This is a genomic window from Plantactinospora endophytica (assembly GCF_016862915.1).
Lineage (GTDB): Bacteria > Actinomycetota > Actinomycetes > Mycobacteriales > Micromonosporaceae > Plantactinospora > Plantactinospora endophytica.
In genome coordinates this window covers 74,898-87,659 of the sequence record NZ_BONW01000016.1, presented here as the reverse complement: position 1 = coordinate 87,659, position 12,762 = coordinate 74,898, and the positions used below count along the sequence as shown (strand labels likewise).

The following is a 12,762-nucleotide window of genomic DNA, read 5'->3' as shown; positions in this document are numbered from 1 at the left end:
GTCCGGGGACCGCCCACGGGCGGGCGGAGCCAACCCACCGAAGGTCGAGAAGAAGGGAGGCCCGGTGGACCTGTTGGAGCACCAGGCACAGGAACTCTTCGCCAAGCACGGCGTACCGGTCAGCCGGAACCGCGTCGCCAGCACCCCCGACGAGGCGCACGCCGCCGCCGCCGAGATCGGTGGACGTGTGGTGGTCAAGGCCCAGGTCAAGACCGGCGGCCGGGGCAAGGCCGGCGGGGTGAAACTGGCCGACGGACCGGACGCCGCCCAGGACGTCGCCAGCCGGATCCTGGGCATGGACATCAGAGGCCACACCGTGCACCGGGTGCTGGTCACCGAGGCGAGCGAGATCGCCGACGAGTACTACGTGTCGTTCCTGCTCGACCGGTCCAACCGGTCGTTCCTCGCCCTCGTCTCCGCACAGGGCGGCGTCGAGATCGAACAGGTGGCGGCCGAGAACCCGGAGGCGCTGGCCCGGCTCTGGGTCGACCCGGCGGACGGCTTCGACCTGGACGCGGCACGCCGGCTGGCCGCCGCCGCCGGCCTGCCCGACGACGTACGCGAGGACGTGGCCCGGGTACTCGTCCGGCTCTGGAACGTGTTCCGGTCCGAGGACGCCACCCTGGTCGAGATCAACCCGCTGGCCCGACTGGCCGACGGCAGCGTACGCGCCCTGGACGGCAAGGTGACGCTGGACGACAACGCCCGGTACCGCCAACCCGGCCACCCGCAGTACGTGGACGTCAGCGCCACCGACCCGCTGGAGGTCAGGGCGGCCGAGAAGGACCTCAACTACGTCAAGCTCGACGGCTCGGTCGGAGTGATCGGCAACGGCGCCGGTCTGGTGATGAGCACTCTCGACGTGGTCGCCTACGCCGGCGAGCAGTACGGCGGGGTCAAGCCGGCCAACTTCCTCGACATCGGCGGCGGGGCCTCGGCCGAGGTGATGGCGAACGGTCTGGAGATCATCCTCGGCGACCCCGACGTACGCAGCGTCTTCGTCAACGTCTTCGGCGGGATCACCGCCTGCGACGCGGTCGCCGACGGCATCGTCGCGGCGTTCGCGCTGCTCACCGACCGGGGCGAGACGATCACCAAACCGCTGGTCGTCCGGCTGGACGGCAACAACGCCGCGCAGGGGCGGCAGATCCTCACCGAGGCGGCGCTGCCCGGCGTACGGCTCGTGGACACGATGGACGGCGCGGCGCGGCTCGCCGCCGAACTCGCCGGCAAGGGGGCGTGACAGCCATGGCAATCTTCCTCACCGAGAAGAGCAGGGTGCTGGTCCAGGGCATCACCGGTACCGAGGGCACCAGACACACCCGCCGGATGGTCGCCGCCGGCACCAACATCGTCGCCGGGGTCACCCCGGGCAAGGGCGGCCGGGACGTGGACGGCATCCCGGTCTTCGACAACTGCGCCGACGCGGTCAAGGCGACCGGTGCCGACGTGACGGTGGTCTTCGTACCGCCCCGGTTCGCCAAGGCGGCTGTCGTGGAGGCGGTCGACGCCGGACTCGGCCTGGCCGTGGTGCTCACCGAGGGCATCCCGGTGCACGACACCGCCGAGTTCTGGGCGTACGCCCGGGGCACCGGCAACCGGACCCGGATCATCGGGCCGAACTGCCCCGGACTGATCAGTCCCGGACAGTCGAACGCCGGCATCATCCCGGCCGACATCACCAAGCGGGGCCGGATCGGCCTGGTCAGCAAGTCCGGCACCCTCACCTACCAGATGATGTACGAGCTGCGCGACTTCGGCTTCTCCACCTGCGTCGGCATCGGCGGCGACCCGATCGTCGGCACCACGCACATCGACTGCCTCCAGGCGTTCGAGAACGATCCCGAGACCGAGGCGATCGTGATGATCGGCGAGATCGGCGGGGACGCGGAGGAGCGGGCGGCGGCGTACATCGCCGAGCACGTCAGCAAGCCGGTGGTCGGCTACGTCGCCGGGTTCACCGCGCCCGAGGGCAAGACGATGGGGCACGCCGGGGCGATCGTCTCCGGTTCGTCCGGCACCGCACTGGCCAAGCAGGAGGCGCTGGAGGCGGTCGGGGTCCGGGTCGGCCGCACGCCGTCCGAGACCGCCGCACTGATGCGCGAGACGTTGCTGGCGCGCTGATCCGGGTAGCTGCCGGCGGCGCGCCGAGCCGCGAGACGTTACTGGCGCGCTGACCGACGGCGGGAAGCGCCGGGTGCCAGGTCGGGCGGACGCGACCGGTGCCCGGCGACCGCCGTACCCGAAGGTCGGCGCCGGTCCGGGCGGAGTCCGACACCTCCGCCCGGACCTCTCGCGCGTCCGGCCCCGGCCGCGCCGTCCACGACCACCGGGGCGGTCCGCACAGTCACTCGGCAGCCTGCCGCTCCCGGCCTGGCGCTTCGTTCCCAGGATCAACGGTGAGCACCGGCAGTGCCGCTCACACCGCCGGGCGGTCGGCGCCCCTCCGCCGACGTCCGGAGACGACGAACCCGCCGCGGCCGGACGGCGGCGGCGGGCTGGTCGGGATCGGTCAGGCGGAGAGGCTGGTCGGGGTGCGCTGGGTCAGCCGGTGCGCTCCGGCGTAGACGTTCATCGAGGTGCCACGGAGGAAGCCGACCAGGGTGAGCCCGGCGTCCTCGGCCAGGTCGGCGGCGAGCGAGGACGGCGCGGAGACCGCGGTCAGCGCCGGGATGCCGGCCATCACCGCCTTCTGCACCAGCTCGAACGAGGCCCGGCCGCTGACCATCAGCACGGTGCCGCGCAGCGGCACCCGCCCGTTGCGCAGCGCCCAGCCGACGACCTTGTCCACCGCGTTGTGCCGGCCGACGTCCTCACGCAGGCAGTGCAGCCGCCCGTCGGCGGAGAACAGCGCCGCCGCGTGCAGCCCACCGGTCCGGTCGAAGACCCGCTGCGCGGCCCGCAGGGTGTCCGGCAGCGTGCTGACCACCTCGGGGTCGAGCCGCACCGGGTCGTCCCGCACCGACCAGGCCGCGATGGTACGCACCGCGTCCAGGCTCGCCTTGCCACAGAGCCCGCAGGACGAGGTGGTGTAGAAGTTGCGCTCCAACGACGGGTCCGGCGGCGCCACCCCGGCCGCCAGCACCACGTCCAGCACGTTGTAGGTGTTGACCCCGTCCGCCGTGGCGCCCGCGCAGTAGCGGATCCCGGCGATGTCACCGGCGGCCCGCACCACGCCCTCGCTGACCAGGAACCCGGCCGCCAGGTCGAAGTCGTCGCCCGGCGTCCGCATGGTCACCACCAGGGAACGCCCGTTCACCCGGATCTCCAGCGGCTCCTCGGCGGCCAGCGTGTCCACCGGCTCGCTGACAACCCCGTCGACGATCCGCACCAGTCGACGTCGACTCGTCACCCGTCCCATCGCACCCACCACCGATCCTTGCTCGCTCTGCCCCGCGCGGCCGGCCTCCCCCTCCACGGTAGGGCCGAACGGACGTAATCCGTACCGGACATGCCCGCCGGTTTCGCCCGGCGGTCGGCCCGACCTAGAGGCGGTCGACGCCGAGCGGCGAGGGGAGTCGTACCACGGCCAGGCCGGGCTGGCGCATCCAGCGGGTCAGCGCCGCGCCGAACAGCCCCAGCGAGCCGGCCACCAGGAACGGAACCACCGAGTCCGGAGTGGTCACCACCAGCCCGGCGAGCACGATGCCGAGCAGCCCGCCGACCGCCTTGCCGGTGTAGACGATGCCGTAGTTCGGCACCGTGGCGGCGTCGCCGAACCAGTCCCGGACCAGGCTGACCAGCAGCGAGTAGCCGGCCCCGGTGCCGGCGCCGGCCAGCGCGGCGAAGCCCACCACGGCGGCCGGGTGGTTGTCGTTGGCCGCTGCCGCGAGCAGACCGAACTGGGCGATCCCGCCGACCAGCAGGGACAGGCCCAGGGTGCCGCGCCGGCCGATCCGGTCGGAGAGCGAACTGGTCACCGCCCGCCCGATGCCGTTCGACGCGGCCAGCGCGCCGATCCCGGCCACCAGGGTCAGCGCCGGCAGCCCCTGGGTGTACGCCGCACCGGCCAGGTACGCGATGTCGAACAGCGCCATCGTCGCGGTGAGTACCACCACCACGAACATCAGCGGCAGCATGCCGCTGCGTACCGCCGCCCGGGGCGGGTAGGGGCGGGCGGCCGGGCGGTTGTGCGGGATGCTCCGGTTGAGCCGCCGGTCGACCGCCCAGCGCTGCGGATCGATGTGCCCCGGCCACCAGTTGCGGGGCGGCTTGCGCATCAGTACGCCGCAGACGGCCACCACCGCGAAGACGACGAGGGCGGTCCCGGTCAGCACGGTCGCCCGGTTGCCCGGGTCGAGGCCGTAGCCGGCGAGCACGACGAACGGGAGCGAGCCGTAGCCGAACGCGGCGCTGACCACCGCCACCCGGCCGGCGATCCGCTCCGGGAACCACTCGGTGACGCAGGCGATGCAGGTCATGTAGACCAGCCCGGCACCGACGCCGCCGAGCACCGAGTAACCGAGCAGCACGGTGCCCAGGTCGGCACGGTGGGCCAGGGTGAGCAGGGCGGTCAGGCAGCAGGCGGCGCCGACCAGCATCGGTACGGCCAGCCGTCCGCGCAGCCGCTGGTACCACCATCCGGCCAGGGGTGAGCTGGCCGCCTGGCAGACCACCCAGAGTCCGAGTACGGCGAGCGCCTGCCACAGGCTCCAGCCGTTCGACTCGACCAGGGTGGGCAGGGCGGCGCCGTAGCCGTACTGGAACAGGCTGATCGCCAGCATGGCGGCCCAGGGCAGCAGCAGCATCCACGCCCGGGACCGGCCCAGTAGGGCGCGGTCGGTCTCGCCGATCCGGTAGCGGCGGCCGTAGAGGTCGCTGATCTCGCGCACCGCCGTGTCGTTGCTGGAGTCCGTCATCTGGTGCCTCCAACTGGCCACTGTATACTGTATGTTGAGTGCACTATTCTCTACCACCAACGGGCGACTGTCCAGGTCGATCCCTTGGGCGAGCGGATCGGCCGGCCAGGTTCCGAGGTCAGAACGTCGACGGGCGCAGCGAGGAGATGGGCATGAGCGTGCTGGACGAGTGGACCCGACAGGCCATCGAGGAACTCGGCCTCGACCCGGCGGTGCTGGACCAGCGGCTGGTCCTGGACGTCGCCCGGGACGTCGCGCACGGCGTCACCCGGCCGGCGGCGCCGCTGGGCACCTTCCTGCTCGGCGTGGTGGTCGGCCGAGGCGCGACCCCGCCGGAGGCGGCGGCCCGGCTGACCCGGCTCGCCGAGGAGTGGTCGAGGCGGGACACCGGGCGATGAGCGCCGTCACCTGGCACGAGGCCCGGCGGTACGCCCGGGAGGTGGGCCGCCCGCTCGGCCCGGTCCAGCGGCCACTGCCCGAGGCGGTCGGCTCCGCCCTGGCAGTACCGCTGGTCGCGCTCTCCCCACTGCCCGCGTACGACTCGGCCGCGATGGACGGGTACGCGGTCGCCGGCCCCGGCCCGTGGCAGCTCGTCGGGCGGGTACTCGCCGGAGACCCGGGCACCCCGGCCGCGCTCTCCCCCGGGCACGCCGTCGAGATCGGCACCGGTGCCATGGTGCCGAACGGCGCCGACGCGGTGCTGCCGTACGAGCGGGCCGGCCGGACGGGTCGGACGGTCAGCGGCGGGATCGCACCCGGCCGGCACGTACGCCGACGCGGCGAGGACTGCCCGGTCGGCCGCGAGGTGCTGCCCGCCGGTACCGTCGTCAACCCGATCGTGCTCGGCCTGGCCGCCAGCCTCGGACACGACACGCTGACCGTGCACCGCCGTCCCCGGGTCGGCATGGTGGTCACCGGCTCCGAGCTGCGTACCGCCGGACTGCCGTTGCCGGGGCAGGTCCGGGACGCCATCGGGCCGATGCTGCCGGGGCTGGTCCGGGCGGCCGGTGCCGAACTGGCCTGGGGCAGCCGGATCGCCGACGACGCGTCCGCGCTGGTCGCCGCGTTGCTGCGGTGCGACGCCGACGTGCTGGTGGTCTGCGGAGCGACCTCGGCCGGGGCCGCCGACCACCTGCGCCGAGCCCTGGACACGCTCGCCGCCGAGGTCCCGGTACGCGGCGTCGCCTGTCGGCCGGGGCACCCGCAACTGTTCGCCGCCCTGCCGCACGGCCGGTACGTGGTCGGACTGCCCGGCAACCCGTACGCGGCTCTGGTCGCCGCGCTGACCCTGCTCTCTCCGCTGCTCGGCCGGCTCTCCGGGCGTACCGAACCGGCCACCCAGACCGCGACGCTGGCCGGGCCGGTGACCCCGCACGACCGGGACACCCGGCTGGTCCCGGTGGCCCGGGTCGGGTCGGCGGCGCTGCCCGTCGGGCACGACCGGCCGGGTTCGCTGTGGGGCGCCGCCGGGGCGGACGCCCTCGCGGTGGTGCCGCCGGGCTGGAACGGCGACGAGGTCGAACTGCTCTCGCTGCCGGCCGCCGAGACGGCGCTTCCGCTGCCGGCCATCGTCCCCTGGCGGCCGACCGTCGCCTCCGCACCGACCCGACCGACCGCGCAGGCCGGCGACATACCCAGGGTGTCGGCGGCACCGTAGCAGCGGCGCCGGCCGGCCGACCGACCCGACTCGGCGCCGACCCGGTCGCCGACGCGCCGGGCCGACCGCAGATCGACGGGTGGTCGCATCCGGAGCGATCGGCTGCGACCATCACAGGATGGATGGCAGCGATCACAGCGCGAGTCGGACCTCCGCGAGCGCGGACTTCGTGGAGTGGAACTTCTCGATCATGGCGAACAGTTCGCCGTGGTCGGTCGAGCAGGGGATGACGCAACTCCTCGCCCACCAGAGCGCGGAGGGCTTCGGGCCGCCCCTGGCCGACGCGGTGCAGGACGACGCCAGGGTGATCCACGAACTGGGCCGGCGGCGTACCCCGACCGCCCTCGCCGCACTGCGCGCCTTCCAGGCCATGTGCACGATCGACACCCAGCGCGAACTCGCCCGGATGAACGCCGACCGGCTCGTCGAGCACGGACTGCCGGAGCCGCCCTGGGGCTCCCGGCTCGGCCGGGTACGGGTCGACGGCTGCTGGTGGGCGCACGACCAGCTCGACGAGACCGCGATCCTGCTCTGTGCGTTCTCCTACGACGGAGCCGACGAACACGCCATCCTGGCCCTGATCGACCGCACCGTCGGCGGTGGACTGATCCGGGAGCTGACCCTCGGCACCGAGGTGGATCCGCTGCTGCAAGCCCTGCACCGGGCCGACGGCGGCGTCGACGGCTTCGTCAGCGAGCAACTCGACCCGGCGTACGCCCGACGGCTGCTCGAAGACGCGGTGGCCACCTCGGACGAGGTGACCGAGTACCGGGAGTACGAGGTCAAGCCGGTGCCGGCGGCGTACCGGAAGATGCGCGCGCTGACCCTGGCCCGCGCCCGCGCGCTGAGCGAGGTCGCCACGGCGCCCGAGCCCCTGCCCAGTACCGTCGAGATCGAGCTGATGAAGCAGACCTTTCTCGCCTCCGGTTCCGCTGCCGGACTCCCCCGCGCCGACGCGACGAGCCGGGCCGTCGACCTGCTCGTCACACACTTCGTCGAACAGGCCGCCTGCCACCCCGTCCAGCTCGGCCCCCGGCGGATCCAGGCCGTCCTCGGCCTGCCCATCCTGGCTCCCGACGCGATCGGTGGCCCGGAGGTGGCCCGGATCCTGCCGGACGTGGCCGGTGCCTGGATCTCCTGGACCGCCGCCGAACGCGGCCTCACCGGCAACGCCGCCGAACAGCTCGAAAGGGCTGCGGCGGAGGCTCAGGAGCGACTCCGGTCCGCCGGAATCGAACGCGAGAATCCGACCTGACGCACCCGCCACCGTCGAGGATCTCCCTGGCGAGGTCCCCTTGTCCGGCGTCGACCTGGCCCTCGAAACCGCTGCCTACCGTGAACTGTCGCCGGCCGGATCGAGCCAGTCGGCGGCCAGCGTCTGGGCGACCTTCTCGACCAGCTCGGCGGCGCGCTCCTGGCAGGCCACCGGATCGGGTTCGAGATCGGTGAGCGGATACGCCGCCCGAATACCGGCGTGCCGGAGTTCGTCCGGGCCGACGCCGACCTGACCGGCGACCGCCACGGTCGGCACCCCGGCCCGGGCCGCCGCCCCGGCCACCCCGACCGGCGCCTTGCCACGCAGGCTCTGCGCGTCCAGTGAACCCTCGCCGGTGACCACCAGGTCGGCTCCGGCCACCGCCTGCGGAAAGCCCAGCAGGTCGAGCAGCAGCTCGATACCGGGCCGGAACCGCGCCCCGAGGAAGGCGAGCGCGGCGAACCCGACCCCGCCGGCCGCGCCGGCGCCCGGCCAGACGCTGACCGGTCGACCCGGCCCGGACCCGTCCGGGCCGAGCAGGTCCGCGTCCCGTACCGCCGTCTCGGCGAGGTCGGCCCAGCGGGTCAGGCCGGCCTCCAGCAGCAGTACGTCGTCGTCGGTCGCGCCCTTCTGCGGCCCGTACACGGCGGCTGCCCCGGTCGGGCCGAGCAGGGGGCTGTCCACGTCACCGGCCACCACGAACCGGGTACGCCGGACCGCCGGATGCAGCCCGGCCAGGTCCACCCGGCGCAGCCGACGCAGTGCCGCACCGCCCGGCGGCAGCTCGGCGCCCCGCTCGTCGAGCAGGCGTACGCCGAGCGCGGCGACCAGCCCCGCCCCGCCGTCGGTACTGGCGCTGCCGCCGAGCCCGAGCACCACCTCCGGGCAGCCGTGTTCGAGAGCCGCCCGGATCACCTCACCGGCACCGTGGCTGCTGGCGCGCAGCGGGGCCGGTACCCCGGACGGCAGCCGGCGCAGGCCGCAGGCGTCCGCCAACTCGACCACCGCCACCCCGTCGGCGTACCCGAACGCGGTCTTCACGGGTGCACCGGTCGGGCCGGCGACGGTGACCGGTACCCGTCGAAAGCCGGCCGAGACCGCCGCGTCGAGGGTGCCGTCGCCGCCGTCGGCGACGGGGAAGCCGCGTACCTCGATGTCGGGTGCGGCCCGGCGCAGCCCGGCGGTCAGGTGCCGGACGACCTCGACGGCGGTCAGCGAGCCCTTGAACTTGTCCGGTGCCAGCAGCACATGCCCCATCCGCGCGACGGCCCGGCCGGTCAGCCGGCCGACCGGCCGGAGAGCTGCTCGACCAGCTTGAGCAGGGCGCTGTGGTCGAGACCGCCATCGCCCTGCGCCTTGAGCGCGGCGATGAGCTGGGCGACCGCCGCGCCGAGCGGGATCACCACCCCGGCGTCCCGGGCCGCCGAGGTGACGATGCCCATGTCCTTGTGGTGCAGGTCGATCCGGAAGCCGGGCTGGAACTGCCGGGCCAGCATCCCGGCCGCCTTGCGGTCCAGGATCCGGTTGCCGGCCAGGCCGCCAGCCAGCACCTTCACCGCCGCCTCGGTGTCCACCTCGTACGCTTCGAGGAAGACGATCGCCTCGGCGACCAGTTCGATGGTGCCGGCCACGATGAGCTGGTTGGCCGCCTTCACGGTCTGGCCGGCGCCGGCCGGGCCGACGTGTACGACGGTGCCGCCGAGCACCTCCAGGATCGGCAGTGCCGCCGCGAAGTCCTCCGACTCGCCGCCGACCATGATGGAGAGGGTGCCCTCGATCGCGCCGGCCTCACCGCCGCTGACCGGCGCGTCGAGTACCCGGACCGAGAGGATCCGGGCCGCCTCGGCGACCTGGCGGGAGGTACCGGGCGAGATGCTGCTCATGTCGACGTAGAGCTGGCCGGGGCGGGCGTTGGCCAGGATGCCGGAGTCGCCGAGGGCGACCGCCTCGACGTCGGCCGAGTCGCGGACCATGGTGATCACCACGTCCACCTGTTGCACCAGCTCGCCGATGCCGGCGGCGACCTTGCCCCCGGCCTGTTCGAGGGCGACGTTGCGGGCCGGACTGACGTCGTACCCGACGACGTCGTGGCCGGCCTTGATCAGGTTGACGGCCATCGGGCCGCCCATGATGCCGAGGCCGATCATCCCGATGCTGGTCATGTCAGCGGTCTCCTTCGTTCGTCCGGTCGGCGGCGCCCTCGTTCGTCCGGGCCTCGGTGCTGCCCCGGCGGTGTCGGGGCAGCCATTCGAAGCTGTCCTCGGTCGGCCCGTCGGGCAGGTACTCCAGGCCGACCCAGCCTCGATAGCCGCGCTGTTCGAGCTGGCTGAGCTGGCCGTCGATGTCGATCTCGCCGGTGCCCGGGGCGTGCCGGCCGGGGGCGTCGGCGATCTGCACGTGCCCGATCCGGTCGGCGTGTTCGGCGAGCACCTTGGGCACGTCGTCGCCGTTGACGGTGAGGTGATAGAGGTCGGCGAGGAAGGCCAGGTTGCGGGCGTCGCGTTCGACCAGCAGTTGGTCGAGTACGGCGACGACGTCGGCGCCGGTACGCAGCGGGTAGGGCTGGGGGCCGCTGACCGCCTCGACGAGTACGGTGCCGCCGATCCGGGCCAGCGCGGAGGCGGCGAAGGCCAGGTTGGCCACCGCGGTCTCCTCCTGGGTGGTCGGGTGCACGTCGTCGATCCGGTTGCCGTAGAGGGCGTTGAACGACCGGCAGCCGGTGGCGGCGCCGATCATCGCGACCAGCTCGACGTTCTCCCGGAACTCGGCGGACCGGGCCGGCCAGGAGACCACGCCCCGGTCGCCGCCGGGCATGTCTCCGGCGAAGAAGTTGAGCCCCACCAGTTGCACGTCCGCGTCGTGGATGGCGGCGAGGAACGCCTCCACCTCGGACGCCCGGGGCACCGCCTCGGCGAACGGCCACCAGAACTCGACGGCGTCGAAGCCGGCCGCCTTGGCCGCTGCCGGCCGCTCCAGCAGGGGCAGCTCGGTGAAGAGGATCGAGCAGTTCACGTCGTAGCGGAGCTGGTGTCCGGGCACAGGCCCTCCCTGGCGGCTCGGCGACACTGCTATTACCTACAGAATTCTGTATGCAGTATGGAAGCGAGTCAAGGCGCAGTCGACTGCCGCAGGGTGTTCATCGGCCACACCCGGACGCGGGGCGTCGCCAGCGGCAGCGCTTTGTGTGCGGCCCGGCCGACCAGGATGAGCGGCCCCGACGGCTGCGGGAAGTAGCCGGTGCGCGGACTGTCGAGCTGGGTGCACAAACGGGGCACGCAGCGCCGGGTTGCCGGGACGGCGCTTGGTGGGCTGTAGTCGGGGTCGACCGATCGGTGGAGATCGGGGCCCGGAAAGGCTCCGGGATCAGTGGGCGCACAAGCGGGGCAGCTCGACAGTCTCTCGGGCAACTACCCCGACCGGGCACCGGCGAATCACACGATCAACCGCCACCCTCGCGCGATCGGTCTCCCGACCTCAACCTCAACCTCAAGGCCGTAGCCCACTTCAGTCGCTGCCGGCGCGGGGGTGGCTCAGCCCGCCTGGCCGGGCCGCTTGGCGAGGTCGAGGAACGCCAGCCAGCCCGACGTCCCGAAGACCAACGTGCCCCCGTCCCGGTCCTTACTGTCCCGCACCAACACTCGCCCGGAAAGGTTGTAGGCCACCTCGATGCAGTTCGTACTGTCGCTACGCGTCGACTTGTGCCAGCTCGGGGCGCTGTTCACATCCATTTCTCGACCGTCCTCCTGATCAAATCCAGGCTCTGGTTACTGGGTAGAGCGTAGTCCCGGATGGCCTCCCATGCGCCTTCAAGATCCTTCGTAGCGTCCGGACTCTCGACGACGCGACCCTCCAGGTGCCCTTCCAGAAAGCCCACCGACCGGCCGTCCACGGTCGCGATGGCCAACGGGCCGTCCAGTCCTACATAGGCGCCGGCCTCGAAGGGAACGACCTGCACCCGCACATTGGGGTGGTCACACGCCGCCATCAGGGCTGTCAACTGCTCGCGCATGACGTCCGCGTCGCCAACCTGACGGTGCAGGACCCCTTCGTCGACCACCGCGACCAATTGGCAGGGATTGGGCCGACAATGCAGGATCTCCTGTCGTCCGAGCCGCGTCGCCAGCATGGCGTCGACGGAGTCGGCTTGGCACCGGCGCCCCGTCAGGACGGCCCGGGCGTACGCCTCGGTCTGGAGGATGCCGGGCACTACCAGCGGGTGAAATACCCTAAGCAGGCTTGCCCTGCCCTCGTGCTCGATGAAGGGTCGATACCAGACTGGGACGAGTTCCCTCTTCACAAACATCCGGTAGAACTTCACGAAGGCAGTCCCGAAGGCGCTGTCGACGGCTGCCAGGTAGTCCGGAAGGGCTGGCCGCTCGCCTCGCTCCACGGCACCGACGTGCTTTGCCGAGAAGTGGATCCGGTCTCCCCACGCCTCTTGGGTCAGGCCGAGGAGTTCCCGGGTCCGGCGAAGGTCATCTACCAGATATTGGCTTGCAGACATAGGCTTTCACGTCCCCCAGATCTCTTCCATCCTGATGGTCATTTTCCGTCGGTCTGTCATCGGCTGTTCCGTGACCATCCAGCATCTTCCGTCAAGCGGGGACGACGGTCCAGGGTAGATTCGACGGAGGAATCCCTATGCCGCCCGTCGATATAACGATGGAACGGTTCAGGTTGAAAGAGATTTGATAAGAGTGGACTCCAACAGGTCGTGGCCCCGCGCGTCGCGCGGGGCCACGATGTGAACGGTCGGAGGGCGGGGCCGTCAGCCGGTGAGCAGCCGGGCGGCGGCCAGGGCCCGCGGGTCGAGCGCGTCCGGCTCGGACTCGGCCCGCTGCAACAGCTCGGTCCGCATCCGTGGATCCCAGAACGCCCGGATGTGTTCGGCGATCGCCGTTGCGGCCTGCTCCGGCGGCTGGTGGTGGAAGTGCACGGCGATCTCGTTGGCGAGCCTGACCTGCGGAGACATCCCGGTGTGCGTGGTCATC

Annotated in this window: 13 protein-coding genes; 5 read left to right on the top strand and 8 right to left on the bottom strand. The window is 72.4% G+C overall.

The features are described 5' to 3' along the window. Positions 1–64: 64 nt before the first annotated feature. On the top strand, positions 65–1,243 hold the full coding sequence (gene sucC, locus Pen02_RS16455) for an ADP-forming succinate--CoA ligase subunit beta (protein WP_203866929.1): 1,179 nt from the start codon (positions 65–67) through the stop codon (positions 1,241–1,243). A gap of 5 nt (positions 1,244–1,248) precedes the next feature. Continuing rightward, a complete protein-coding gene (gene sucD / locus Pen02_RS16450; RefSeq protein WP_203867282.1) occupies positions 1,249–2,124 on the top strand; it encodes a succinate--CoA ligase subunit alpha in 876 nt (291 codons plus the stop codon). Positions 2,125–2,512: 388 nt separating this feature from the next. Here the strand turns inward: sucD and fdhD are convergent, their stop codons facing one another. Both fdhD and Pen02_RS16440 read right to left on the bottom strand, forming a co-directional pair. After that, complete coding sequence (gene fdhD / locus Pen02_RS16445; RefSeq protein ID WP_203867281.1) at positions 2,513–3,361, bottom strand: formate dehydrogenase accessory sulfurtransferase FdhD; 849 nt, start codon at positions 3,359–3,361, stop codon at positions 2,513–2,515. Positions 3,362–3,485: 124 nt separating this feature from the next. Beyond that, positions 3,486–4,859, bottom strand: a complete 1,374-nt coding sequence (locus Pen02_RS16440) for an OFA family MFS transporter (RefSeq protein WP_203866928.1) — start codon at positions 4,857–4,859, stop codon at positions 3,486–3,488. Positions 4,860–5,011: 152 nt separating this feature from the next. Here Pen02_RS16440 and Pen02_RS16435 point away from each other — a divergent pair, with 152 nt between their 5' ends. From Pen02_RS16435 to Pen02_RS16425, 3 genes are all read left to right on the top strand, one after another. Next, positions 5,012–5,257, top strand: a complete 246-nt coding sequence (locus Pen02_RS16435) for a DUF6457 domain-containing protein (protein ID WP_203866927.1) — start codon at positions 5,012–5,014, stop codon at positions 5,255–5,257. Then, the gene (locus Pen02_RS16430) at positions 5,254–6,516 is read left to right on the top strand and encodes a molybdopterin molybdotransferase MoeA (RefSeq protein ID WP_203866926.1); all 1,263 of its coding nucleotides are present in this window, start codon (positions 5,254–5,256) and stop codon (positions 6,514–6,516) included. The genes Pen02_RS16435 and Pen02_RS16430 overlap by 4 nt, the downstream gene beginning before the upstream one ends. Positions 6,517–6,634: 118 nt before the next feature. Next, entirely contained in the window at positions 6,635–7,771 is a 1,137-nt protein-coding gene (locus Pen02_RS16425) for a hypothetical protein (protein ID WP_203866925.1), read from the top strand. 75 nt (positions 7,772–7,846) lie between these two features. Here the strand turns inward: Pen02_RS16425 and Pen02_RS16420 are convergent, their stop codons facing one another. The 6 genes from Pen02_RS16420 to Pen02_RS16395 form a co-directional block, all read right to left on the bottom strand. Then, positions 7,847–9,019 carry a glycerate kinase gene (locus tag Pen02_RS16420; RefSeq protein WP_203866924.1) on the bottom strand — a complete coding sequence of 391 codons (1,173 nt, stop codon included), beginning with the start codon at positions 9,017–9,019 and terminating at the stop codon, positions 7,847–7,849. Between the two features lie 29 nt (positions 9,020–9,048). After that, complete coding sequence (locus tag Pen02_RS16415; protein ID WP_203866923.1) at positions 9,049–9,933, bottom strand: 2-hydroxy-3-oxopropionate reductase; 885 nt, start codon at positions 9,931–9,933, stop codon at positions 9,049–9,051. Position 9,934: 1 nt separating this feature from the next. Beyond that, positions 9,935–10,810, bottom strand: a complete 876-nt coding sequence (locus Pen02_RS16410; protein WP_203866922.1) for a hydroxypyruvate isomerase family protein — start codon at positions 10,808–10,810, stop codon at positions 9,935–9,937. A 491-nt stretch (positions 10,811–11,301) separates the two neighbouring features. Further along, positions 11,302–11,499 carry a DUF397 domain-containing protein gene (locus Pen02_RS16405; protein WP_203866921.1) on the bottom strand — a complete coding sequence of 66 codons (198 nt, stop codon included), beginning with the start codon at positions 11,497–11,499 and terminating at the stop codon, positions 11,302–11,304. Then, positions 11,490–12,275, bottom strand: a complete 786-nt coding sequence (locus Pen02_RS16400; protein ID WP_203866920.1) for a helix-turn-helix domain-containing protein — start codon at positions 12,273–12,275, stop codon at positions 11,490–11,492. The genes Pen02_RS16405 and Pen02_RS16400 overlap by 10 nt, the downstream gene beginning before the upstream one ends. 264 nt (positions 12,276–12,539) lie before the next feature. Continuing rightward, the gene (locus tag Pen02_RS16395; RefSeq protein ID WP_203866919.1) at positions 12,540–12,761 is read right to left on the bottom strand and encodes a formate dehydrogenase subunit delta; all 222 of its coding nucleotides are present in this window, start codon (positions 12,759–12,761) and stop codon (positions 12,540–12,542) included. Between the last annotated feature and the right edge of the window lies 1 nt (position 12,762).

What these genes read in the sequence shown, in the direction of transcription:
- sucD (WP_203867282.1), top strand. Translation starts at nt 1,249, where the DNA reads ATGGCAATCTTCCTCACCGAGAAGAGCAGGGTGCTGGTCCAGGGCATC.
- fdhD (WP_203867281.1), bottom strand. Translation starts at nt 3,361, where the DNA reads ATGGGACGGGTGACGAGTCGACGTCGACTGGTGCGGATCGTCGACGGG.
- Pen02_RS16440 (WP_203866928.1), bottom strand. Translation starts at nt 4,859, where the DNA reads ATGACGGACTCCAGCAACGACACGGCGGTGCGCGAGATCAGCGACCTC.
- Pen02_RS16435 (WP_203866927.1), top strand. Translation starts at nt 5,012, where the DNA reads ATGAGCGTGCTGGACGAGTGGACCCGACAGGCCATCGAGGAACTCGGC.
- Pen02_RS16430 (WP_203866926.1), top strand. Translation starts at nt 5,254, where the DNA reads ATGAGCGCCGTCACCTGGCACGAGGCCCGGCGGTACGCCCGGGAGGTG.
- Pen02_RS16425 (WP_203866925.1), top strand. Translation starts at nt 6,635, where the DNA reads ATGGATGGCAGCGATCACAGCGCGAGTCGGACCTCCGCGAGCGCGGAC.
- Pen02_RS16415 (WP_203866923.1), bottom strand. Translation starts at nt 9,933, where the DNA reads ATGACCAGCATCGGGATGATCGGCCTCGGCATCATGGGCGGCCCGATG.
- Pen02_RS16405 (WP_203866921.1), bottom strand. Translation starts at nt 11,499, where the DNA reads ATGGATGTGAACAGCGCCCCGAGCTGGCACAAGTCGACGCGTAGCGAC.
- Pen02_RS16400 (WP_203866920.1), bottom strand. Translation starts at nt 12,275, where the DNA reads ATGTCTGCAAGCCAATATCTGGTAGATGACCTTCGCCGGACCCGGGAA.
- Pen02_RS16395 (WP_203866919.1), bottom strand. Translation starts at nt 12,761, where the DNA reads ATGACCACGCACACCGGGATGTCTCCGCAGGTCAGGCTCGCCAACGAG.